The following is a 22,759-nucleotide window of genomic DNA, read 5'->3' on the forward strand; positions in this document are numbered from 1 at the left end:
CGAGTGGCGCACGCCCCCTGGACATCGCTCGGCCGATGGTGGGATAACAAAGTTCATACAGGATAACGTCGACTGTATGCAATCCACCGATCCATCCGCGAGGCAAGCACCGACCCCTACGAAGGGACGCGATTCGCCATGCCCGACGACAGCCAGGACGTCATCTCCGGCGGGCACTTGGTCGCCAAAGCACTCAAGGCAGAGGGCGTCGAGGTCATCTACACCCTCTGCGGCGGCCACATCATCGACATCTACGACGGCTGCGTCGACGAGGGCATCGATGTCATCGACGTACGCCATGAACAGGTCGCCGCCCACGCCGCCGACGGCTACGCCCGGATCACCGGCAAGCCCGGCTGCGCCGTCGTCACCGCCGGTCCCGGCACCACCGACGCGGTCACCGGCGTCGCCAACGCCTTCCGCGCCGAGTCACCCATGCTGCTCATCGGCGGCCAGGGCGCCCACAACCAGCACAAGATGGGATCCCTCCAGGACCTTCCGCACGTCGACATGATGGCGCCGATCACCAAGTTCGCCGCCACCGTTCCGGACACCGCCCGCGCCGCCGACATGGTCTCCATGGCCTTCCGCGAGTGCTTCCACGGCGCCCCCGGGCCCTCCTTCCTGGAGATCCCGCGCGATGTGCTGGACGCCAAGGTGCCGGTGGAGGCGGCTCGCGTCCCCCAGGCCGGGCACTACCGGGCCTCCACCCGCAGTGCCGGCGACCCCGAGTCCGTCCAGAAGCTGGCCGATCTGCTGGTCCAGGCCGAGAAGCCCGCGATCCTGCTGGGCAGCCAGGTGTGGACCACCCGCGCCACCGACGCGGCCATCGAGTTGGTACGCACGCTCAATGTGCCCGCGTACATGAACGGCGCGGGGCGCGGCACACTGCCGCCCGGCGATCCGCACCACTTCCAGCTCTCCCGCCGCTACGCCTTCTCCAACGCCGACCTCATCGTCATCGTCGGCACGCCCTTCGACTTCCGGATGGGCTACGGCAAGCGGCTCTCCCCCGACGCCACCGTGGTCCAGATCGACCTCGACTACCGCACCGTCGGCAAGAACCGGGACATCGACCTCGGCATCGTGGGCGACGCGGGGCTCGTGCTCTCGGCCGTCACCCAGGCCGCCTCGGGCCGCATCAATGGAGGGGCGGGCAAGCGCAAGGAGTGGCTGGACGAGCTGCGCGCCGCCGAGCAGAAGGCGATCGAGAAGCGGCTGCCCAACCTCCGGTCCGACGCCTCCCCCATCCATCCCTACCGCCTGGTCAGCGAGATCAACGACTTCCTCACCGAGGACTCGATCTACATCGGCGACGGCGGCGACATCGTCACCTTCTCCGGTCAGGTCGTCCAGCCCAAGTCGCCCGGCCACTGGATGGACCCGGGGCCGCTGGGGACGCTCGGCGTCGGTGTCCCGTTCGTGATGGCCGCCAAGCAGGCCCGCCCCGACAAGGAGGTGGTGGCGCTCTTCGGCGACGGCGCGTTCTCCCTGACCGGCTGGGACTTCGAGACGCTGGTCCGCTTCGACCTGCCGTTCGTCGGCATCGTCGGCAACAACTCCTCGATGAACCAGATCCGTTACGGCCAGAAGGCCAAGTACGGCGAGGAGCGCGAGCGGATCGGCAACACTCTCGGCGATGTGCCCTACGACCAGTTCGCGCGCATGCTCGGCGGTTACGGCGAGGAGGTCCGCGACCCGGCGGACATCGGCCCGGCGCTGCGGCGCGCCCGGGAGTCCGGCAAGCCGTCGCTGATCAACGTCTGGGTGGACCCGGACGCGTACGCCCCCGGAACCATGAACCAGACCATGTACAAGTAGGGAGCCGCCACCATGTCCCAGGCTCTTGAGGCCAATCAAGCTCTGACGGGCATCCGCGTCCTCGACATGACGCATGTGCAGTCCGGTCCCTCCGCCACCCAGTTGCTCGCCTGGCTCGGCGCGGATGTGATCAAGCTGGAGAACACCACCGGGGACATCACCCGCAAGCAGTTGCGGGACCTCCCCGACGTGGACTCGCTCTACTTCACGATGCTCAACTGCAACAAGCGGAGCATCACCCTCAACACCAAGTCCGAGCGCGGCAAGGAGATCCTGACCGAGCTGATCCGCCGCAGCGATGTGCTGGTGGAGAACTTCGGTCCGGGCGCCGTGGACCGCATGGGGTTCTCCTGGGAGCGCATCCAGGAGATCAATCCGCGGCTGGTCTATGCCTCGATCAAGGGGTTCGGCGAGGGCCCGTACACCAAGTTCAAGGCGTACGAGGTGGTCGCGCAGGCCATGGGCGGGTCGATGTCCACGACCGGCTTCGAGGACGGCCCGCCGCTGGCGACCGGCGCCCAGATCGGCGACTCCGGCACCGGGGTGCACTGCGTGGCGGGCATCCTCGCCGCGCTCTACCAGCGCACCCACACCGGTCGCGGCCAGCGGGTCAATGTGGCGATGCAGCACGCGGTGCTCAACCTGTGCCGGGTCAAGCTGCGCGACCAGCAGCGGCTGACGCACGGTCCGCTCGCCGAGTACCCGAATGAGGACTTCGGCGACGAGGTGCCGCGCAGTGGCAACGCCAGCGGTGGCGGCCAGCCCGGCTGGGCGGTCAAATGCGCGCCCGGCGGGCCCAACGACTACGTCTACGTCATCGTGCAGCCGGTCGGCTGGGAGCCCATCACCCGGCTCATCGGCCGCCCCGAGCTGGCCGAGGACCCGGAGTGGGCCGCGCCCGAGGCGCGGCTGCCGAAGCTGGCCAAGATGTTCCAGCTGATCGAGGAGTGGTCCAGCACCCTGCCCAAGTGGGAGGTGCTGGAGCAGCTCACGGCCCACAACATCCCGTGCGGGCCGATCCTGTCCACCAAGGAGATCGTCGAGGACGCCTCGCTCGCGGCCAACGAGATGATCGTCGAGGTCGACCACCCCGAGCGCGGCTCCTTCACCACGGTCGGCTCCCCGCTGAAGCTCTCCGACTCCCCGGTCCAGGTCGAGCGCTCCCCGCTGCTGGGTGAGCACAACGAAGAGGTGTACGTCGGGGAGCTGGGACTCGGCGACGAGGAAGTGCGGCTGCTCAAAACGAACGGAGTGATCTGACGGTGACGTATGACAACGATGCCGTGCGCGCGGTGCTGGACGCCGCCCGCGCCGAGGGGCGCACGGCGCTGACCGCTCCCGAAGGGAAGCGGATCACCGATGCCTATGGCATCCCGACCCCGGCCGAGGGGCTGGCGGAGACCGTCGACGAGGCGGTGGCGCTGGCCGACCGGATCGGCTTCCCGGTCGTCCTCAAGATCGTGTCCCCGGACATCCTGCACAAGACCGACGCGGGCGGGGTCCGGGTGGGGCTGGCCTCCTGCGCCGAGGTGCGGGGCGCGTTCACCGCGATCGTCGACAACGCCCGCTCCTACGACCCCAAGGCCCGGATCCAGGGCGTCCAGGTGCAGCAGATGATCCCGGACGGCGGGCAGGAGGTCATCGTCGGCGCGGTCACCGATCCCACCTTCGGCAAGGTCGTGGCGTTCGGCCTCGGCGGGGTGCTGGTGGAGGTGCTCAAGGACATCACCTTCCGGCTGGCCCCGGCGACCGAGGACGAGGCGCTGTCGATGCTGGACGGGATCCGCGCCGCCGAGGTGCTGCGCGGGGTGCGCGGCGGCCAGGCGGTGGACCGCGGGGCGCTCGCCGATCTGATCGTGCGGGTCTCCCGGCTGGTGGCGGACTTCCCGGAGATCACGGAGGTCGATCTCAACCCCGTGTTCGCCACCGCGAGCGGGGTGCTCGCCGCCGATGTGCGGCTGCTGATCGGGGACCCCGCCCCGCAGGAGCGCCGCCGCTACTCGCGCGAGGAGATCCTGAGCGCGATGCGCCGGCTGATGCAGCCGCGCTCGGTGGCGGTGGTGGGCGCCTCCAACGAGCAGGGCAAGATCGGCAATTCGGTGATGCGCAACCTCATCGACGGCGGCTTCCCCGGGGAGATCCACCCGGTGAACCCCAAGGCCGACGACATCCTGGGCCGCAAGGCGTACAAGAGCGTCACGGACGTCCCCGGCGAGGTGGATGTGGCGGTCTTCGCGATCCCCGCGAAGTTCGTGCCCGCCGCGCTGGAGGAGGTCGGCCGCAAGGGCATCCCGAACGCCGTGCTGATCCCGTCCGGCTTCGCCGAGACCGGTGAACACGAGCTGCAGCGGCGGATCGTGGAGATCGCCGAGGAGTACGGGGTGCGGGTGCTGGGGCCCAACATCTACGGCTACTACTCCACCTGGCAGGACCTGTGCGCCACCTTCTGCACCCCGTACGACGTCAAGGGGCCGGTGGCGCTCACCTCGCAGTCCGGTGGCATCGGGATGGCGATCCTCGGCTTCGCCCGGACGACCAAGACCGGTGTCTCGGCGATCGTCGGCCTCGGCAACAAGTCGGATGTGGACGAGGACGATCTGCTCACCTGGTTCGCTGAGGACGACCGCACCCAGTGCATCGCGATGCATCTGGAGGACCTCAAGGACGGCCGGGCCTTCGTGGAGGCGGCGCGGGCCACGGTGCCCAGGAAGCCCGTGGTGGTGCTCAAGGCGGGCCGTACGGCGGCGGGCGCCAGGGCGGCCGGCTCCCACACCGGCGCGCTGGCCGGGGACGACGCGGTCTACGACGACATCCTGCGGCAGGCCGGGGTGATCCGGGCGCCGGGCCTCAACGAAATGCTGGAGTACGCGCGGGCGCTGCCCGTGCTGCCCACGCCACAGGGTGACAACGTCGTCATCATCACCGGCGCCGGGGGCTCGGGGGTGCTGCTGTCGGACGCGATCGTCGACAACGGGCTGTCGCTGATGGAGATCCCGGACGACCTGGACGCCGCGTTCCGCCGCTTCATTCCGCCGTTCGGCGCGGCCGGGAACCCGGTGGACATCACCGGCGGCGAACCGCCGTCCACCTACGAGGCGACCATCCGGCTGGGCCTGGAGGATCCGCGGATCCACTCGCTGGTCCTGGGCTACTGGCACACCATCGTCACCCCGCCGATGGTGTTCGCCGAGCTGACCGCGCGGGTCGTCGAGGAGTTCCGCGCCCGGGGCATCGCCAAACCGGTGGTGGCCTCGCTCGCGGGCGACACCGAGGTCGAGGAGGCGTGCGCCTACCTCTTCGAGCGCGGGGTCGTGGCTTATCCGTACACCACCGAGAAGCCGGTGGCCGTCCTGGGAGCCAAGTACCGCTGGGCCAGGTCAGCGGGGCTGCTCACGTAAGCCACCACGTTTCCCGGAGCACGAAGAGTTTGGACAGGGGGCGCTGGCCGGGTTCCTTCGAAGCCAAGGGGACGACATGAGCACAGCAGAACGACCGGAGGGGGCCCTCCCCTTCCGTGAAGTGCAGGACAGCAAGGGACGCACGTATCGCATCGGTGAGACGGACCGCGACATCCTGGGCCACAGCCGGAAGCTGATGGTCTATCTGCCGTGGATCGCGATGATGGCCATCAGCGTGTCCGAGTACGCGTACGGCTCGGCCGAGGACACGCTCTCGGAGGCGCACGGCTGGACCCAGAGCAACACCTTCTGGATCCTGAGCGTCTGGGTGTTCTTCCAGGCGGGGATCGCCTTCCCGGCCGGGTGGCTGCGGGAGAAGGGGATCCTGACCGCCCGCGCGGCGATGTTCCTGGGGTCGGGGCTGTGTCTGATCGGGTTCGTGGCCCTCGCCCACCTGGACAACGTTTTCGCCGCCATCGTCGGATTCGGCGTCATCGGCGGGCTCGGCTCCGGATTCGTCTATGCCACCTGCATCAACATGGTGGGCAAATGGTTCCCGGAGCGGCGCGGGGCGAAGACGGGGTTCGTCAACGGAGGGTTCGCCTACGGCGCGCTGCCGTTCATCTTCATCTTCAACTACTGGTTCGACACGGGTAACTTCGACGAGGTCCTGGACCTCATCGGGGTCTATGTGCTGATCGCCGTGGCGATCTGCGCCTGGTTCTTCAAGGACCCGCCGAAGAACTGGTGGCCCGCCGACATCGACCCGCTGAGCTACAGCGGCAACGCCAAGAGCGCGGCGAGTCTGGCGAAGAACCCGCCGGCATCGCGGCAGTACACGCCCAAGGAGGCCATCAGGACCGGGATGCTGCCGCTGATGTGGGTGTCCCTGGTGCTCACTGCCGGGGTGTCCATCTTCGGCATCTCCTTCCAGGTCGACTACGCCAAGGAGGTGGGCTTCGGCCCGCTGGTGGCGGCCTCGTCCATGGGCATCATGTCCGTCGTCAACGGTGTCGGACGCGGCGTGGTCGGCTGGCTCTCGGACCTGTGGGGACGGAAGACGACCCTGGTGTTCGTCATCGTGGTGCTGGGCCTCGCCCAGTTCGGGGTGATCTGGGCCGGCAATATCCACAACGAGGTGCTGTTCCTCTTCTTCGCCTTCCTCTCCGGATTCGGCGGCGGCGCCTTCTACCCGATGTTCGCGGCGCTGACCCCGGACTACTTCGGGGAGAACTACAACGCCACCAACTACGGCCTGGTGTACAGCGGAAAGCTGGTCAGCGGGCTGTTCGGCGGGGGCCTCGGCTCGATGGTGGTGGACTCCTGGGGCTACGACGGCGCGTACGCGCTCGCCGGAGGCATCTCCATGCTGGCCGCCGCGGTGGCCCTGCTGCTGCGGCAACCAGGTCGGCCACGGGTCCGGGGCATCGCCCCGAACCCGCAGCCGATCAGCCGCGAGGCCGTCTAGCTCCGCCCCGAGGGGCCCTCGCTCAGCCCCGTCCGCCGCACCGCAGTGACCGCAGATAGCGGGCGGAGCGGCGGGCGGTGGTGAGCGAATCGGCGGGCTGGTCGTGCTCCACGATCCAGTGGTGGTCGCGGCGGCCGCCATGGGTCCTGCCGACCGCGGTCAGGAAGCGGCGGTAGTCGATGTCACCGTCACCGACGTCCACCATCCGGTAGCCGTCGGTGGCGGTTTCGTCGTGTTCCCCGTCCTTGACGTGGAAGAGCGGATAGCGGTGCGGGGCGCGCAGGACGTAGTCGAGCGGCTCGAAGGGCGCCGGGGAGCCGTCCACCTTCTTGCCGAAGCGGTACTGGGCCACATACGCCCAGTAGATGTCCATCTCCAGATGGACCAGCTCGGGGTCGGTCTCGGCGAGCAGCACGTCGTAGAGGCGGACGTCCGGCCGGTCGGTGGCGAAGGAGAACTCCTCGGCGTGATTGTGCTGGTAGAACTTCATCCCGCGCGCCTTGGCCGCCGCGCCGTAGGTGTTGAACTCCTCCGCACAGCGCTTCCAGCCGTCGACCGTGGAGCCGTAGCGCCAGGGCCCGGAGGCGGTGCCCACATGCGGCAGGCCCAGCGCCTCTGCGTCGTCCAGCACCTGGGTGAGGTTGGTGGCGAAGCTGTACGCCTTCGGGTCGTCGGAGTAGTAGCCGACGTGGCTGCCGATACCGCGCAGCCCGTGGTCCCGCATCAGCCGCGTGAGCTGCTTGAGGGTGATGTCGCCCGTGCCCTGGGTGTATCCGGCGAACTCCACCTGGTCGTAGCCGTACCGGGCCAGCTCCTTGAAGACCTGGGCGAAGCCGATGGACTGCACCTGGTCGCGGAGGGTGTAGAGCTGGATGCCGAGATGGCCGCGGGGCACCAGCGGGCCGCCCCGGCCCTTCTGGGCCGAGGTGTCGCTCTGGGCCGAGGTGCCGGTCTGGGCGGCGGTGGCGGTGGCCGTGCCGACCAGGGTGGCGGCCGTGGCACCCGCGGCGACGCCGAGAAATCTGCGGCGGCGGAGCGTCTCGGCGAGTTCGGGGTGTTCCTGAGCCCTCTTCACGGGGTGTCTCCTTCTGTTGCGTTCGTCAGGCCGGCGAGGCGGAGGAGCAGGGTTTTGACGTCGGTGGCGGCCACCTGGCCGCTCACCGCGCCCGGCTGGGAGCAGAGGAGGACGGGCCCGTCCTCCTCGCGGTCCGGCAAGCGGCCATGGCTGCCGCGCACCGGGGACGGATCGAGCGGGACGACGGCCATGCGGTAGCGCATCCCGGTCTTCTTGCGGGCCAGCGCGGTGGCGGCCCGCACCCGCACATAGGGGTCCTTGGGGTCCATGAACAGCTCGGCCGGGTCATAGCCGGGCTTGCGGTGGATCTCCACGAGCTGGGCGAAGTCGGGGGCGCGGGCGTCGTCGAGCCAGTAGTAGTACGTGAACCAGGCGTCCGGCGCGGCCACCGCGACCAGCTCCCCGGAGCGGGGATGGTCCAGGCCGTGGGCCTTCTTCCCTTCGTCGTCGAGGAGTTCGGCGATCCCGGGCAGACCGGCCAGGGCGGCGCGGGTGGCGTCCAGGTCCTCGGCGCGGCGCACATACACATGGGCGAGCTGGTGGTCGGCGACCGCGAAGGCCCTGGAGGCGCCGGGGTCCAGATACTCCATGCCGTCCTGGGTGTGCACCTCCAGCAGCCCGGCGCGGCGCAGCGCCCGGTTGATGTCCACGGGCCGCGAGACCCGGGTGATGCCGTACTCGGACAGCGCCACGACGGTACGGCCGCGGGCGGTGGCATCGTCGAGCAGCGGGCCGAGGGCGGTGTCGAGTTCGGTGGCGGCGGTGTGGGAGCGGGGGTCGTCGGGGCCGTACCGCTGGAGGTCGTAGTCCAGGTGCGGAAGGTAGGTCAGCACCAGATCGGTGGGGCTGGTCCGCAGGATGTGGCGGGTGGCGTCGATGATCCACTGCGAGGAGACCAGATCGGCGCCGGGCCCCCAGAAGTGGAAGAGCGGGAAGGTGCCGAGCTCCGCGGTGAGTTCGTCGTGCAGCGCGGGGGGCCGGGTATAGCAGTCCGGCTCCTTGCGGCCGTCGGCGTAGTAGACGGGGCGCGGGGTGACGGTGATGTCGGTGTCCGAGCCCATCGCGTACCACCAGCAGATGTTGGCCACCGTGTAGCCGGGGTGGGCGCGGCGGGCGGCGTCCCACAGCTTGTCGCCGCCTACTAGGCCGTTGTGCTGCCGCCACAGCAGCACCTCGCCCATCTCGCGGAAGTACCAGCCGTTGCCGACGATGCCGTGTTCGGCGGGGGTGGTGCCGGTGAGGAACGTCGACTGGGCGGCGCAGGTGACGGCGGGCAGCACGGTGCCCAGCGCGGCGCGGGAGCCGGAGCGGGCCAGGGCCTTGAGGCGCGGCATATGGTCCAGCAGCCGTGGAGTGAGGCCGACGACGTCGAGGACGAGGAGGGGGGTCGGGCCGCCGGTCCCGGCGCTCGTGTCGCGCACGTCGCTCATGGCAGCTCCTTGAGGCCGAGGTCGGTCAACAGGTCACGGGCGAGGGCGAGTTCGGCGGCGATGCCGTCGGCGAGCCGGTCGCGGGTGCGGGGGCGCAGCTCGGGCGGGAGCGCCTGCCAGGTGTAGGTCTCCACTTCGAGGTGGCGGGTCAGCGGGGCGGGCCCGCCGACGAGCCGGGCGAGGGCGTCGGCCAGCACCGGGAGGGTGGAGGTGAGCGGGGGCTCGGGCGGGGCGTGCAGCGGCACATGGAAATGGGACCGCCAGGGCGCGGTGTCGCCGAGCCCGCCCGCGAGCGCTTCGTCGAGGTCGTCGGTGCCGTGGACGCCGCCCTCGGGGGCCCGGGTGCGGGTCTGGTGGAGGAAGCGGGGCTCGGCGAAGGCCGCGAGGGCCTCCCGCACCCCGGGCTGCCCCGGGTCCTCGGCGTGCAGCGCGGCGGAGAGCTGCGCCTTGACGACCGGGACCCCGGCGGCGGTGAGCGCGTCGACGGCCGCGTGCGGGTCCTCGAACTGCGTCGCCAGATGGCAGGTGTCCAGGCAGACGCCGATACGGTCCAGGGGTGGGCCGCCGGGTGCGGTGAGCGCCTCGATGGCCTGCGCGGTCGTCTCGACGGTGCAGCCGGGCTCGGGCTCCAGGCCGATGCGGACGGAGCGGCCGGTGAGCTCCTGGATGGCGTCGAGCCGCTGGGCGAGGGTGGTGAGGTGGCGGCGGGCGGCGCGGGCCCGTTCGGTGTCGAAGGGGGTGCGCCAGGCCAGCGGCAGGGTGGAGACGGAGCCGTCGGCGATGTCGTCGGGGAGCAGCGCGGCCAGCAGCCGGGCCAGATGGGTGGTGTGCTCCAGCCGCTCCGGATCGGTCCAGTCGGGCTTGTAGACCCGGTACTTGACCTCCTGGGCGCCGAACCCCTCGTACGGGAAGCCGTTGAGGGTGACCACTTCCAGGCCGCGGGTGTCCAGCGCGGTGCGCAGCTTGCGGAGTTCCGCGGGGTCGGCGCTCAGGGTGCGGGCGGCGTCGCGGGCCAGCCACAGGCCGATGCCGAGCCGGTCGCGGCCCAGGCGGCGGCGCACCGGTTCGCAGTACAGCCGGAGCTGCTCCACGACGCCGTCGAGGTCTTCGGCGGGGTGGACGTTGGTGCAGTAGGCGAGGTGGACGGTGGAGCCGTCGGGGTGGCGGAAGCGCATGGTGTCCTCCTCACCGTTCCGTCGGCGCGGCGGCCGGGGCGCCGCCGCCGCGCAGGATGGAGTTGCCCTCGTGGGTGGCGGTGACCTCGGTCTCCTCGCTGTCGAGGTCGAGGTCGAGGCGGCCGCTGAGCCCGTAGAACGCGACCGGGTTGCGCCACAGCACCTGGTCGACGTCGTCCTCGCCGAAGCCCTCGGCGCGCATCAGGTCGCCGACCTTGCGGGTCTTGAGTGGATCGCTCCTCCCCCAGTCGGCGGCGGAGTTGACCAGGACCCGCTCGGGCCCGTACTCGCGCAGGATCGCGACCATCCGCTCCTCGTCCATCTTGGTGTCGGGGTAGACCGAGAAGCCCAGCCAGCAGCCGCTGTCCTTGGCCTCCTTGACGGTGGTCTCGTTGAGGTGGTCGACCAGGACGCGGTCCATGGGCAGCGCGGACTCACCTACGACGTCGAGGGTGCGGCGCAGTCCGGCCAGCTTGTCGCGGTGCGGGGTGTGCACCAGGGCGGGCAGGCCGTGGTCGGCCGCGAGCTGAAGCTGGGCGGCGAGGGCGGTGTCCTCGGCCGGGGTCATCGAGTCGTAGCCGATCTCGCCCACGGCCACGACGCCGTCCTTGACGAGATAACGCGGCAGCTCGTCCAGGACGGGGGCGCAGCGCGGGTCGTTGGCCTCCTTGGGGTTGAGCGCGAGGGTGCAGTGGTGGGCGATGCCGTGCTGGGCGGCCCGGAACGGCTCCCAGCCGAGGAGGGAGTCGAAGTAGTCGTAGAAGCTGGCGGGCGAGGTGCGCGGCTGTCCGAGCCAGAAGGACGGCTCGACGACGGCGCGCACCCCCGCGGCGTACATGGCCTCGTAGTCGTCGGTGGTGCGGGAGGTCATATGGATGTGCGGGTCGAAGATGCGCATCAGGACTCCTCGCGGGTCAGGGCGCGGGTGGGGGCCGTCGCGGCTGTCGGGGCCGTCGCGGCTGTCGGGGCCGTCGCGGCTGTTGGGGACGTCAGGGCCAGTACGCGGTCGAGATCGGCGGGCACGGGGCGGCCGGCGGCGGTGCGCTCGCGGGCGTAGTCGGTGAGCATGCGGGCCAGCTCGGCGTCCCCGCGCGCCCGGCGCTCCCATTCGGCGACGGCGGTGAGCGGAACGCCGGTGAACAGGCACTTGAGCACGGCCTGCCGCCAACTGTGCGGCGAGAGGTGGCGGGCGGCGTACGGGCCGACGGCGGCGGCCACGAGCCGGGTGTCGTTGGCCCGCAGGGCGTCCTCGACGAGCGGGACGGCGTCCGAGGCGTCGAGACGGAGATGCGGCAGCGCGAGAAGCACGGCGCGGCGCTCGGCACCGGTGCCCCGCGCGTACAGCCTCGCGGCGGTCGGCGCGTCCGCGTCGGCGGCGTGGAGGATCAGGATGCGGGCGGCGTCGGGGAGGTCGTGGGGAGTCGGGTCGTGGGGGGTGGGGTCGCCGGGGGCGGGTTGGGCGCTCCGGACGTGGCGGCCCGCGGAGGCGAAGTCCAGCTCCCAGCGGGCGGGGCCGGAATCGCCCGCCTGGGGCCCGGCTTTCGCCGCCTCCGTCAGGGCCCGGTCCAGCCAGGCGCGCCCTGCCTCGTCCAGCCGCCGCTCCACGGCGGCGCGCAGCTCGGTCGGGGTCAGCATCGGACGCCTCCCTCGATCGCGGCCCGTTCGGCGTCCTGGAGGAAGCGCAGGGAGGTGCGGGCCAGTTCGGGTCCGGCGTGGGAGTGGCGGGGCAGCTCGACGCCGACGAGCCCCCGGTACCCCGTGGCGCGCAGCGCCTCCAGGACCGGCGGGAAGTCGATCTCCCCCTCGCCGAACGGCAGATGCTCGTGCACCCCGCGCCGCATGTCCTCGATCTGCACATGCCGCACCCAGGGCGCCGCCGCACGCACGCACTCGGCGGGCGGGTCGGCCTCCAGGCACTGGCAGTGGCCGATGTCGAGGGTGAGGCCGAGGGCGGCCGGATCGCCGAGCGCCGTACGCAGCCGGTGGAATCCGGCGAGGTCGGCGAGGAGATGCCCCGGTTCCGGCTCGATCGCGAGGGCCACGCCCGCTGCCTCGGCGGCGACGACCACCGGCCCGAGGGCGTCCGCGAGCCGCCGCCACGCCGTCTGTTCGGACTCGCCGGGCGGCAGCACCCCGCTGAAGCAGTGCACGGCCGGCGCCCCGAGGTCGGCCGCCACCCGCACCGCCCGCAGCAGCAGATCGACACGGGCGCCACGGGCCTCGGGGTCCGGGTCGAGCAGGGTGGGGTGGTGCTTGCGCCGGGCGTCGAGAACGTACCGGGCGCCGGTCTCGATCGCGACGCCGAGGCCGAGCCGCTCGAGGTCCCGGGCGACGCGGCGGGCGCGGGAGGCGAGGTCGGGGGCGAGCGGGTCGAGATGCATATGGTCGAGGGTCAGCGAGACGCCGTCGTAGCCGAGGTCGGCGAGCAGGGCGAGGGCGTCGGTCAGGCGGAGGTCGGTCAGACCGTTGGTGCCGTAGGCGAAGCGCAGGGATTCCGGGTTGCGGCGGCTCATGTCGCGCTGACCTTTCTCGACAGCCGTCGGGCGACGGGCATCAGCGCGAGCAACCCCGCCGCCGTCCGGTGCGCCCCGGCGCGGGAGGCGAGCACGGCCTGAAGCGGGATCATCGCGCGGATGCCGCTGCCGACGGCACGCTGGAGGAAGTACGGGGAGGGGTTGAGCGCGGCATGCGCCAACGGCCGGGCGACCGTGGCCACATAACCCCCGGCGAGCACGACCCCGGCGACAGCCGCGAAGCGGCTCGTTGGCCGCGTACGGCCGGTCGCTGTGGCCGCGCCCACCGTGGCCGCTGCCGCGGGCACGACGATGCTCCGGGGCAACGCGGCCCCGGCACGGCCACCCGCGAGGCCGACCCTGGCGACGGCCGCAATGCGGCTGACCGGACGCGTACGCTCGGCCGCCGCGCCGCGCGAGGCGATGGTCCCGATGTTCCGGGTCCGCGCGGCTCCGGCACGCGCGCTGCCCGGCGGACCGCCACGGCCGGTGGCGGCCGTAGCCGCCGCCACGAGTCGCCTCAACGGACCACCACTCCGTGCCCCTCCGCCCTTGCCCCGCCTGTGGGCAAGCCCCTGGGTAGCGGCGGCCCGGGCGCCCTGGACGACGGCCGGGGCGGCCGCCGCCCGGACGGCCAGGACGGGCACGGTGGCCCTGGGCGGCGCGGCAGCTCGGACCGTGGCCGCCGCCTGCCGCACCGCCGCGCTCCGGCTCCGCATGCCGGCAAGCCCCCTGCCACCGGCCCCACCGACGGCCGGGCCGCGCCCCGACGCGGACACGCCACCCAGCGCCGCGCCAGCGGCAGGGATACGGCTCATCTGTGCGACGGCGCGCCGAAGGATCCGCCGCCCACGGGGGCGGTTGCCCTGGTCCGAAGAAGCGTGCAGCCCCGCGCGGGAGAGCTCTCTGGCCACGGCGGCAACGGCACCACCGGTGATCTGGTCGCCCCCTGGCGCGCCGCGCCGACGGGACGCGGTGCCCCGGTAAATGGCCTCAACTGCCGCGGGGGCGCGTCGAGGGCCTCGCCGACCGCCTGGCGGGCTGTCCCGGCCCGTCGTCGCACGGGCAGCCATGGCGGCGTCGGACGCGCCGCGCCGGTTCGGCGCGGTGGCCGCTTCGGCGGGCGTGGCCACCGCGGGGCTGCCCGTTTCGAGGCCGCGACCCGGTGTCCGACCGGTCACGGTGGCGGGGCGGGTCGGGCGTCTGGTGGCGGCCCAGGCTATTGCCGTGCCCGCCACGAGGGCCCCGAGAGGCGCCGCTGAGGAGCCGCCGACGGCCTCCCGGCGGGAGACCGTGGTCACCGCGAGGGTGTGGGCGCCCAGGAGGGCGGCCGGGGGCAGGGCGGAGCGCAGGGCGGCGGGGGCGGAGGCGGAGGCGCCGAGGAGGAGGTCCAGGGCGCGGGCGGCGGCCATGGCGGGCGGGCCCGCGGGGGTGTTCTTCAGCCCCAGGTCGTACGCCCACACCGTGCCCGCCAGGGCCGCCGCCGTGGCGAGGGCCGGGCGGCCCGCGGCGGCGGCGCAGAGCAGCCCGGCGGCGGTCAGCCCGGTCGCGGCGGTCAGCGCGGCGCCCGGGGCGATACGGCCCGACGGCAGCGGGCGGCCGGGGCGTTCCACGGCGTCGATGTCCCGGTCCGCCCAGTCGTTGAGCGCCATGCCCGCCTCGTACAGGCACAGCGACGCGCAGACCGCGAGCGCCGTGCCCCGGTTGGGGCCGCACCGGGCCGCGGCCGCGCCCGCCAGGGCGTCACCGGGCACGGTGAACAGGGCCGAGACCCGCAGCAGTTCGGCCCAGTCGCCCCAGTTCCCCCAGTTCCCACGCTCTGCCGCCGCCCGCGTCATGAGCGGCCCCGCAGCCGCCCGGCGAGGCCGACCAGCGCCGCGTACTGGTCGGCGAGGGCGGCCGGGCCGCCGTCCGGGTCCTTGAAGTAGAAGCCGAGTTCGGGGAGCGGCCCGGCGAGGCCCACCTCATGGGCGCGGGCGGTCAGCCGGGCCAGATCGAGGACGAGCGGTGCGGCGAGGGCCGAGTCGCAGCCCTGCCAGATGGTCTGCAGAACCATCCGGGAGCCGAGAAAGCCCTCGAAGGCGACGTGGTCCCAAGCGGTCTTCCAGTCGCCGAGCGCGGGCACGTTGTCGATGTGCAGCTCACCGTCGGGGAGTTCGCCGAGGGTGTCGGAGAGGACCCGCGCCTTCCCCGCGTTCTTGGCCGCCGCGGCGCCCGGGTCGGCGAGGGCGGCGCCGTCGCCGCCGCCGAGGAGGTTCGTACCGGACCAGCTCCGTACGGCCAGCGCCCGCTGGGCGAACATCGGCGCGAGGACTGACCGCAGCAGCGTCTGCCCGGTCTTGCCGTCTCGCCCCGCGTACGGCAGTCCGGAGCGCTCGGCGCGCTCGCGCAACCGGGGGTGATGAATCCCGGTGGAGGGGGTGAAGTTGACGTACGGGCATCCGGCGCGCAGCGCGGCGGCGGCGTAGAGGGAGCTGGGCGGCAGGGTCCCGGTGTCCTCCGGAGCCGCTTCGGTGGAGGCGACGTTGACGACGACGGCGCGGGCCAGCCCGTGCGTGTGGAGGAAGTCGGTGAGGTCGGCCGCGAAGGCCGCGATCAGCTCCTCCTCACCGCGGCCGTCGCCGGGCTGCGGCCCGCCGGGGCGGACGGCCGCGTCGGCGGCGGCGAGTTCGGCGCGTACGGCAGCGGGCAGCCCGTGCGGCAGCACCCCGTCGGCGGCCAGCGCCTCGGCCCGCTTGGGCAGCGGGGTCGTGGCGGTGTCATGGCCGCCGAAGACGAGGTCGGCGAGTGCGGGAAGGCCGGTGTCCGCGAACGGCGCGGTCTCGGTGACCATTCCGGTCGCCGGTTGCAACCCCCCGGCGACGGCGGCACAGCCCGCCACGGCGGTGGTGGCGACGGAGCCGCGAGCGCCGATGAGCCAGACCCCCGTACGGGGTGCGTCGCGGGGTGGGGTGATGTCGTCGGGGCGGGTGGTCACTGGCTGCCTCCCGGGTGGGCGTGGGTTGCGCATGTGGTTCGGGTGCCGCGAATCCGCGTTCGCGGCGGCGGTACGTGGGCGGCGCCGGTTCGCTCGTGTCGTACGGGTGTCGGGGTCGGGTGGGTCGGGGCGCGGAGCCCCTCGTGCGGTCGGGAACCCCTTGCGAAGTCCCGGGTCCACCGGGCCCCCGGGGCGGCCGGGAACGGGGCGGGCCCCGGGACAGACCCCAGCCCGAGAGCCGGAGCCGGGGCGGGTGGGCCCCGGAGCCCTGCCCCCGGGTGGGTGGTTGAGGTGGCGGCGGGAAGGAGGCGGCGTACTCCTGCCCGCCGCCACGCCGCCCCCACGGCTCCCCTCGGGCCGTCGGGACGGCGAACCGGGGCCGCGCCTAGCGGTGGTGGTGGCCGCCGCCCCTCACCGGCAGGTCCTTGACGCGGATGTTGCGGAAGGAGACCTCGTCCCCGTCCCCGTGGTTCTGGATGCCGACGTAGCCCTGGAGCAGGCTGCGCGCCGGGTCGGGGTTGGTGAAGTCGTTGATCTGCACGCCGTTCAGCCAGATCCGCAGCCGTTCGCCCTCGACCCGGATCTCGTAGGTGTTCCACTCCCCCGGCGGGTTCAGCGCCGCGTCCCGCTTGGCGAGGTCGGCGGACTGGAAGCCGTAGACCGAGCCGGTGGTGTGATCGGGGGTGTCCGTGGCGTCGATCTGCACCTCGTAGCCGTTGTTGACCGCCGACCAGGGGTCGTCGGAGGCCGGGAAGCCCACGAAGACGCCGGAGTTGTCGTCGCCCGCCATCTTCCAGTCCAGCTTGAGCGAGTACGCGTGCAGCTCGCGCGCCTCGTACCAGAGCATGCCCATACCGCCGGTGGAGGTCAGGGTCCCGGCGGCCGGGTCGAGGGTGAACGCGCCGGGGCCCGCCTGCTTCCAGCCCGCCGTGGAGCTGCCGTCGAACAGGCTCTGGTAGCCCTGTTCGGGGCGGCAGTCGGCGTGCGCGGCGCCGGTGGCGTAGCGGATGCCGCCGAGCAGGTGCTGCCGGAAGGCGGGGTCGGCGTAGGACTCCTTGGTGTGGCCGAAGCCGGTGTAGAAGGCCCGGCCGCCCTGGTACTCCTGGCACCAGGCGATCGGGTGGTCCTCGCCCATCGAGCCGCCCTGGTACGAGGACTCGTCGAGGGTGGCGAGGACGTGCGCCCGCTCGCGCGGGTTGGTGCGGTAGTTGTACCACTCGTCCGTGCGGTCCCAGGTGGCGCCCAGGTGCGCGGTGGCGGGGTGGGCGCGGTCCTCGACGTCCACGGTGGCGGGCTGGATGGCGGGGTGGGACTGGAAGTACGCGCCGGCCAGGCCACCGTAGAACGACCAGTCGTACTCGGTGTCGGCGGCGGCGTGCACACCGACGTAGCCGCCGCCGGCCTGGATATAGCCCTCGAAGGCGGACTGCTGGGTGGCGTCGAGGACATCGCCGGTGGTGGAGAGGAAGACCACCGCGTCGTAGCGGGCGAGGTTGTCGGGGCTGAAGGCCGCCGCGTCCTCGGTGGCGTCGACGGCGAAGCCGCCCTGGGCGCCGAGTTCCTGGATGGCGGCGATGCCGTCGGGGATGGAGTCGTGGCGGAAGCCCGCGGTCTTGGAGAAGACCAGGACGCGGTCGTCGTCGGCCGCGGGCGAGGGCGTGGCGGGTGCGGCGGACGCCGCGGGAAGGGCCATGGCGGCGAGCAGGAGTGCGGCCGCCACGACCGCGATCCGCCCGGTGGCCCGTGGGGTACGCGTCGTACGGGCCGCACGAGTCGTACGGGTCGCACGGGCCGTGCCGGAGGCGCGGGAAGCGCGCGGGAGGGGGAAACGCCGTCTCGGTCCGGGCGGTCCGGACGGTGTGGGGGAAAGGTGCGAGTCCATAAGCGTCGGGCTCCTTGTTCCCGGACCCCGGGGCCGGGGGCGGCCCGACGGCCGCCCCCGGCGCCGGTCGTCAGCCGGTGCCGATGGTGAAGTCGTCCACGTCGTAGAGCGCTCCCGCGCCGCCGGTGAACACCAGGTAGAGCTTGGTGGTCTCGGCCGGCGGGTTCTTCAGTGGCGTCGTGACGTCCTGGAAGGTCTCCCAGCCGCCGGTCACCGGCACGGTGGCGCTGCCGAGCAGCGTGCCGGTCGGGGATCCGGCGCGGACCTCCAGCGTGCCGCCGGCGCCCGCGGAGGAGACGCGCGCGGTGAGGTCCTTGGCATTGGCGAGCAGGTAGGGGGTGAAGGCGATCCAGTCCCCGTTCTCGATGTTGCCGACCGTCTTGCCGCCGTTGGCCGGGGTGTGGTTGATCACGTCGACGCCCTGGGAGTCGCCGTAGTGCTCGGCCTGGCGGTGCTTGGGCTGGACGACGTTCTGGTCGTGGGTGGTGAGCGGCGGCTGGCCGCCCGCGCCCTGGTCGGTGTACTCGGCGTCGAAGACCCCGAAGATGTTGGCGTTGGGGTCGTGCTCGCTGTCGGCGGACGTCTGGAGGGTGCCCTCGCAGCCGTTGGCCGAGGTGACCGGGTGGCCGTGGCTGTCGTGGCCGAGGATGTGGGTGACCTTCACCTTGGAGCAGTCGACCGTGCCGTCCTCGGGGTCGGTCACGGTCACCTTGAACGGCACCTTGTCGCCGAAGGTGAACAGCTGGCCGTCACCGGGCAGCTCCAGGGTCACCTTCGGTGCGGTGTTGCCGACGGTGACATGCGCGCTGGCGGTGCCGGTGAGCCCGCCGGCGTCGGTGGCGGTCACCGTCGCGGTGTAGGTGCCGTTCTTGTCGTACGTGTGGGAGGGGTTCTGCTCGGTGGAGGTGGCGCCGTCACCGAAGTCCCACGCGTACTTGAGCTGGTCGCCGTCGGCGTCGGTGGCCTTGGCGGTGAACTCGGTGGTCAGCGGGGCCTGGCCGCTGGTCACCGAGGCACTCGCCTCGACGATGGGGGCGTGGCCGCCGGTGGCGTTCTCGATCCGGAACAGGGCGGAGTTCTCGTCGCCGTTGAAGTAGCCGGTGCCGTAGTCCAGGACGTACAGGGCGCCGTCCGGGCCGAAGGCCATGTCCATCACCTGGGTGCCGGACCACGGGAAGTCGTTGATCTTCTGGACGGTGCCGTCGGTGCCCTGCTCGATCCGCTTGATCCAGCGGCGGCCGAACTCGCCCGCGAAGAAGTTCCCGTCGTAGCTCTCGGGGAACTTCACCGGGGAGTCCAGCGAGGCGTCGTAGCGGTAGACCGGGCCGCCCATCGGGGATTCCGAGCCGCTGCCGAACTCGGGCACCGAAGCGCCGTCGTAGGGGATCCACGCTTCCTGGGCGGGCGGCAGGTCGGTCAGGCCGGTGTTGTGCGGGGACGTGTTCTTCGGGGCGGCGCAGTCGAAGGCGGAGCCGGAGGCGCCGGTGGCGAAGTCGTAGTCGACGTAGGCGTCGTTCTTGCCGGTGCAGTACGGCCAGCCGAAGTTGCCCGCCTTGGTCACCCGGGCGAACTCCACCTGCCCGCCGGGGCCGCGCTTCGGGTCGGCGGCGCCCGCGTCCGGTCCGTAGTCGCCGACGTAGACGGTGCCGGTGGGCTTGTCGACGCTCAGCCGGAAGGGGTTGCGGAAGCCCATCGCGTAGATCTCGGGCCGGGTCTTCTCGGTGCCCGGCGCGAAGAGGTTGCCGTCCGGGACGGTGTACGAGCCGTCGTCGGCGACCTTGATGCGCAGGATCTTGCCGCGCAGGTCGTTGGTGTTGGCGGCCGAGCGCTGGGCGTCGTAGGCCGGGTTGCGGTCGGACCGCTCGTCGATGGGCGAGTAGCCGTCGGAGGCGAACGGGTTGGTGTCGTCGCCGGTGGACAGGTACAGATTGCCCTGTGCGTCGAAGTCGATGTCACCGCCGACGTGGCAGCAGGTGCCGCGGGAGGTGGGGACCTCCAGCACCTTCTTCTCGCTGGCCAGGTCGAGGGTGCCGTCGGTCTTCAGCACGAATCGGGACAGCCGGTTGAGGCCGTCGAACTTGGCGAAGTCCGCCGGGGTGCCGTTGTCGGGCGCGTCGCCGGCGGGGGTGTCCAGCGGCGGGGCGTAGTACAGGTAGATCGCGCGGTTGTCGCTGAACCCCGGGTCGACGCCGACGCCCTGGAGCCCTTCCTCGTCGTGGGTGTAGACCGGGATCTTCCCCGCGACCGTGGTGTTGCCGCTCGCGTCCGTCAGCCGCAGGGTGCCGTCGCGGGAGGTGTGCAGCACCGAACGGTCGGGGAGCACCGCCAGGGTCATCGGCTCGCCCATCTCGGGCTCGCCCTTGGCGAGGGTGACCTGTTGGAACTCCTCGGCGGCCGGGGCCGGTTGATCCGCGCCCGCCGGCGGAGCGGTGAGCGCGAGCCCCGCGCCGACGAGCAGTGCGCTCGTGACGAGCGCGAGGGGCCCGCGCAGTCGAAGCCTTTTCCTGTGCACGCTGATCCTCCGTGGAAAGAGGGGGTGTACGGGCGGGCCGTCAGGCCGCCGTGACTGGCACAGGCGCGCGCCGTCGCGCCGGGATGACCGGTCCGGGGCGAGGGGCCCCTATGTGACCGGTACATCTCAAGGACCGTAGCGGTGTTTGTCCGGTTCGGAAACCCCTTTGACGCAAAGTAGCCCCTGCTTCATCCACGGGCAGGACAAAGCTGGGTGGGGGCGCGGTGTGCGGTCCCCCACCCAGGGGTCCTTGGGGCGGGTCCTCGATCGCCGGACGGGCCGGGCTACTTCTCCCCGCCTCCGAAGGCCGCGTCGAACGACGCCGTCGGCGGGTCGAAGTCGAAGTGCTTCAGCCGGGCCAGCGCCTCCGGGGCGCCGGTGAGCCGGTCCATCCCGGCGTCCTCCCACTCGACCGACACCGGACCGTCGTATCCGATCGAGCGCAGCATCCGGAACACGTCCTCCCACGGCACATCGCCATGGCCCGCCGAGACGAAGTCCCAGCCGCGGCGTGGATCGCCCCAGGGCAGATGGGAGCCGAGGCGGCCGTTGCGGCCGTCCAGCCGCTTCCGGGCCTCCTTGCAGTCGACGTGGTAGATCCGGTCCCGGAAGTCCCACAGGAAGCCGACGGGGTCCAGGTCCTGCCAGACGAAGTGGCTGGGGTCGAAGTTGAGCCCGAAGGCGGGGCGGTGGCCGAGCGCCTCCAGGGCCTGGTGGGTGGTCCAGTAGTCGTAGGCGATCTCGCTGGGGTGCACCTCGTGGGCGAAGCGCACGCCCTCGGCGTCGAAGACGTCGAGGATCGGGTTCCAGCGCTCGGCGAAGTCCTCGTAGCCCCGCTCGATCATCCCCGGCACCACCGGCGGGAACATCGCCACCAGATGCCAGATGGAGGAGCCGGTGAAGCCGATGACGGTGCGGACCCCGAAGGCGGCCGCGGCGCGGGCGGTGTCGGCCATCTCCGCGGCGGCCCGCTGCCGGACGCCCTCGGCCTCGCCGTCACCCCAGATCCGGGCGGGCAGGATGGCCTTGTGTCGCTCGTCGATGGGCGAGTCGCACACCGCCTGGCCGACCAGATGGTTGGAGACGGCGAAGCACTTCAGGCCGTACTTCTCCAGCAGGCTGTGGCGCCCGTCCAGATAGCCGGGCTCACCGAGCGCCCGGTCCACCTCGAAGTGGTCGCCCCAGCAGGCCAGTTCCAGGCCGTCGTAGCCGAAGTCGCGGGCCAGCCGGCAGACCTCCTCCAGGGGAAGGTCGGCCCACTGGCCGGTGAAGAGCGTGAAGGGTCTGGGCATTCCGGCCTCCTGACTCAGACGGGTATGGGGGTGTAGACGCAGTTCTTCTCCGCGCTCTCCTCGACGGCGGCGAGCACCCGCTGCACCTGCAGCCCGTCCTCGAAGGACGGCTCGGGTCCGGTCCCCTCGGCGACCGCGAGCACCATGTCCCGCGCCTGATGGACGAAGGTGTGCTCGTAGCCGAGGGCGTGGCCCGGCGGCCACCACGCGTCCAGGTAGGGGTGCTCGGGCTCGGTCACCAGGATCCGGCGGAAGCCGGAGTCGGCGGCGGGCTCGGTGTGATCGTGGAAGGACAGCTCATTGAGCCGTTCCAGATCGAAGGCGAGCGAACCGTGATCGCCGTTGAGCTCGATCCTGAGCGAGTTCTTACGGCCCGCGGCGAAGCGGCTGGCCTCGAACGACGCCACCGCACCGGAGCCGAACCGCCCGGTGAACAGCGCCGCGTCATCGACCGTGACCGGTCCGCGCGTCGCCCCGCCCGACCCGGAGCCGCCGAGCCCCGCCACCGCACCGGCGGGCAGCGGCCGCTCCCGGATGAACGTCTCGGTGAGCGCCGAGACGCCGATCAGCCGCTCCCCCGCCAGATACTGCGCCAGGTCGACGATGTGCGAGCCCAGGTCGCCGAGCGCGCCGGAGCCCGCGTACTCCCGCCGCAACCGCCACACCAGGGGGAACTCCGGGTCGACGATCCAGTCCTGCAGATAGGTGACCCGTACGTGCCGCAGCACACCGAGTCGCCCCTGCGCCACCATCCGGCGGGCATAGGCGATCGCGGGCGCGCGACGGTAGTTGAAGCCCACCATCGCCACCTGTCCGCGCTCCCGCGCCCGCCGCGCCGCCTCCACCATGGCCTGCGCCTCGGTCACGGAGTTGGCGAGCGGCTTCTCGCACAGCACGTGCTTGCCCGCCTCCAGGGCCGCGATGGCGATCTCGGCATGGCTGTCGCCGGGGGTGCAGACGTCGACGAGCTGCACATCGTCCCGGGCGATCATCGACCGCCAGTCGGTCTCGGCCGCGGCCCAGCCATGCCGGTCCGCGGCCGTCCGTACGGCGTCCGCGTCGCGCCCGCAGATGGCGGACATCACGGGGCGCGTGGGCAGGTCGAAGACACGGCCGACGGTACGCCAGCCCTGGGAGTGTGCGGCGCCCATGAAGGCGTAACCGACCATGCCGACGCCGAGCGTCTTCGCTTCAGGACTTTCCATGGGACTCCTTC

General features: G+C 72.2%; 15 protein-coding genes and 1 pseudogene. 4 read left to right on the forward strand and 12 right to left on the reverse strand.

Annotation, left to right across the window (positions count from 1 at the left end):
- The first annotated feature begins 138 nt into the window (after positions 1–138).
- The 4 genes from J5X86_RS21230 to J5X86_RS21245 all read left to right on the forward strand — a co-directional run bounded on the left by J5X86_RS21230 (position 139) and on the right by J5X86_RS21245 (position 6,687).
- Complete coding sequence (locus J5X86_RS21230) at positions 139–1,821, forward strand: thiamine pyrophosphate-binding protein (RefSeq protein ID WP_208518335.1); 1,683 nt, start codon at positions 139–141, stop codon at positions 1,819–1,821.
- Positions 1,822–1,833: 12 nt separating this feature from the next.
- On the forward strand, positions 1,834–3,081 hold the full coding sequence (frc, locus tag J5X86_RS21235; protein WP_208518336.1) for a formyl-CoA transferase: 1,248 nt from the start codon (positions 1,834–1,836) through the stop codon (positions 3,079–3,081).
- A 2-nt stretch (positions 3,082–3,083) separates the two neighbouring features.
- Positions 3,084–5,219, forward strand: coding sequence for an acetate--CoA ligase family protein (locus J5X86_RS21240; protein ID WP_208518337.1), 2,136 nt, complete (start codon positions 3,084–3,086; stop codon positions 5,217–5,219).
- Between the two features lie 76 nt (positions 5,220–5,295).
- The gene (locus tag J5X86_RS21245; protein ID WP_208518338.1) at positions 5,296–6,687 is read left to right on the forward strand and encodes an OFA family MFS transporter; all 1,392 of its coding nucleotides are present in this window, start codon (positions 5,296–5,298) and stop codon (positions 6,685–6,687) included.
- Between the two features lie 22 nt (positions 6,688–6,709).
- On the opposite strand, the gene J5X86_RS21250 is transcribed toward J5X86_RS21245, so the two are convergent.
- The 12 genes and pseudogenes from J5X86_RS21250 to J5X86_RS21305 all read right to left on the reverse strand — a co-directional run bounded on the left by J5X86_RS21250 (position 6,710) and on the right by J5X86_RS21305 (position 22,748).
- Positions 6,710–7,762 (reverse strand): sugar phosphate isomerase/epimerase, encoded by a 1,053-nt coding sequence (locus tag J5X86_RS21250; RefSeq protein ID WP_208518339.1) that lies wholly within the window; start codon positions 7,760–7,762, stop codon positions 6,710–6,712.
- A complete protein-coding gene (locus J5X86_RS21255; RefSeq protein ID WP_208518340.1) occupies positions 7,759–9,192 on the reverse strand; it encodes a nucleotide pyrophosphatase/phosphodiesterase family protein in 1,434 nt (477 codons plus the stop codon). The genes J5X86_RS21250 and J5X86_RS21255 overlap by 4 nt, the downstream gene beginning before the upstream one ends.
- On the reverse strand, positions 9,189–10,367 hold the full coding sequence (eboE, locus tag J5X86_RS21260) for a metabolite traffic protein EboE (RefSeq protein WP_208518341.1): 1,179 nt from the start codon (positions 10,365–10,367) through the stop codon (positions 9,189–9,191). Before eboE ends, J5X86_RS21255 begins: the two co-directional genes overlap by 4 nt.
- A 10-nt stretch (positions 10,368–10,377) precedes the next feature.
- Entirely contained in the window at positions 10,378–11,265 is an 888-nt protein-coding gene (locus J5X86_RS21265) for a TatD family hydrolase (RefSeq protein WP_208518342.1), read from the reverse strand.
- A complete protein-coding gene (locus J5X86_RS21270) occupies positions 11,265–12,002 on the reverse strand; it encodes an EboA domain-containing protein (RefSeq protein ID WP_208518343.1) in 738 nt (245 codons plus the stop codon). The genes J5X86_RS21265 and J5X86_RS21270 overlap by 1 nt, the downstream gene beginning before the upstream one ends.
- A complete protein-coding gene (locus tag J5X86_RS21275; protein WP_208518344.1) occupies positions 11,996–12,880 on the reverse strand; it encodes a sugar phosphate isomerase/epimerase in 885 nt (294 codons plus the stop codon). The genes J5X86_RS21270 and J5X86_RS21275 overlap by 7 nt, the downstream gene beginning before the upstream one ends.
- 893 nt (positions 12,881–13,773) lie before the next feature.
- Positions 13,774–14,718 (reverse strand): annotated as a pseudogene (locus J5X86_RS52910) (SCO3242 family prenyltransferase); the annotation flags it as partial.
- A complete protein-coding gene (locus J5X86_RS21285; protein WP_374229276.1) occupies positions 14,715–15,890 on the reverse strand; it encodes an inositol-3-phosphate synthase in 1,176 nt (391 codons plus the stop codon). The gene J5X86_RS21285 and the pseudogene J5X86_RS52910, both read right to left, overlap by 4 nt.
- Before the next feature lie 352 nt (positions 15,891–16,242).
- Complete coding sequence (locus tag J5X86_RS21290) at positions 16,243–17,550, reverse strand: ThuA domain-containing protein (RefSeq protein WP_208518517.1); 1,308 nt, start codon at positions 17,548–17,550, stop codon at positions 16,243–16,245.
- A gap of 259 nt (positions 17,551–17,809) precedes the next feature.
- Positions 17,810–20,251: a PQQ-dependent sugar dehydrogenase gene (locus J5X86_RS21295; protein WP_208518347.1), complete on the reverse strand. Its 2,442-nt coding sequence runs from the start codon at positions 20,249–20,251 to the stop codon at positions 17,810–17,812.
- A gap of 284 nt (positions 20,252–20,535) precedes the next feature.
- On the reverse strand, positions 20,536–21,543 hold the full coding sequence (locus J5X86_RS21300; protein WP_078640202.1) for a sugar phosphate isomerase/epimerase: 1,008 nt from the start codon (positions 21,541–21,543) through the stop codon (positions 20,536–20,538).
- A 14-nt stretch (positions 21,544–21,557) separates the two neighbouring features.
- A complete protein-coding gene (locus tag J5X86_RS21305) occupies positions 21,558–22,748 on the reverse strand; it encodes a Gfo/Idh/MocA family protein (protein ID WP_208518348.1) in 1,191 nt (396 codons plus the stop codon).
- Between the last annotated feature and the right edge of the window lie 11 nt (positions 22,749–22,759).

Source organism: Streptomyces sp. NEAU-YJ-81 (assembly GCF_017592595.1).
In the GTDB taxonomy this organism is placed as follows: domain Bacteria; phylum Actinomycetota; class Actinomycetes; order Streptomycetales; family Streptomycetaceae; genus Streptomyces; species Streptomyces hygroscopicus_B.

What these genes read in the sequence shown, in the direction of transcription:
- J5X86_RS21270 (WP_208518343.1), bottom strand. Translation starts at nt 12,002, where the DNA reads ATGCTGACCCCGACCGAGCTGCGCGCCGCCGTGGAGCGGCGGCTGGAC.
- frc (WP_208518336.1), top strand. Translation starts at nt 1,834, where the DNA reads ATGTCCCAGGCTCTTGAGGCCAATCAAGCTCTGACGGGCATCCGCGTC.
- J5X86_RS21290 (WP_208518517.1), bottom strand. Translation starts at nt 17,550, where the DNA reads ATGGCCCTTCCCGCGGCGTCCGCCGCACCCGCCACGCCCTCGCCCGCG.
- J5X86_RS21255 (WP_208518340.1), bottom strand. Translation starts at nt 9,192, where the DNA reads ATGAGCGACGTGCGCGACACGAGCGCCGGGACCGGCGGCCCGACCCCC.
- eboE (WP_208518341.1), bottom strand. Translation starts at nt 10,367, where the DNA reads ATGCGCTTCCGCCACCCCGACGGCTCCACCGTCCACCTCGCCTACTGC.
- J5X86_RS21230 (WP_208518335.1), top strand. Translation starts at nt 139, where the DNA reads ATGCCCGACGACAGCCAGGACGTCATCTCCGGCGGGCACTTGGTCGCC.
- J5X86_RS21245 (WP_208518338.1), top strand. Translation starts at nt 5,296, where the DNA reads ATGAGCACAGCAGAACGACCGGAGGGGGCCCTCCCCTTCCGTGAAGTG.
- J5X86_RS21305 (WP_208518348.1), bottom strand. Translation starts at nt 22,748, where the DNA reads ATGGAAAGTCCTGAAGCGAAGACGCTCGGCGTCGGCATGGTCGGTTAC.
- J5X86_RS21300 (WP_078640202.1), bottom strand. Translation starts at nt 21,543, where the DNA reads ATGCCCAGACCCTTCACGCTCTTCACCGGCCAGTGGGCCGACCTTCCC.
- J5X86_RS21265 (WP_208518342.1), bottom strand. Translation starts at nt 11,265, where the DNA reads ATGCGCATCTTCGACCCGCACATCCATATGACCTCCCGCACCACCGAC.
- J5X86_RS21275 (WP_208518344.1), bottom strand. Translation starts at nt 12,880, where the DNA reads ATGAGCCGCCGCAACCCGGAATCCCTGCGCTTCGCCTACGGCACCAAC.
- J5X86_RS21285 (WP_374229276.1), bottom strand. Translation starts at nt 15,890, where the DNA reads ATGCGCAACCCACGCCCACCCGGGAGGCAGCCAGTGACCACCCGCCCC.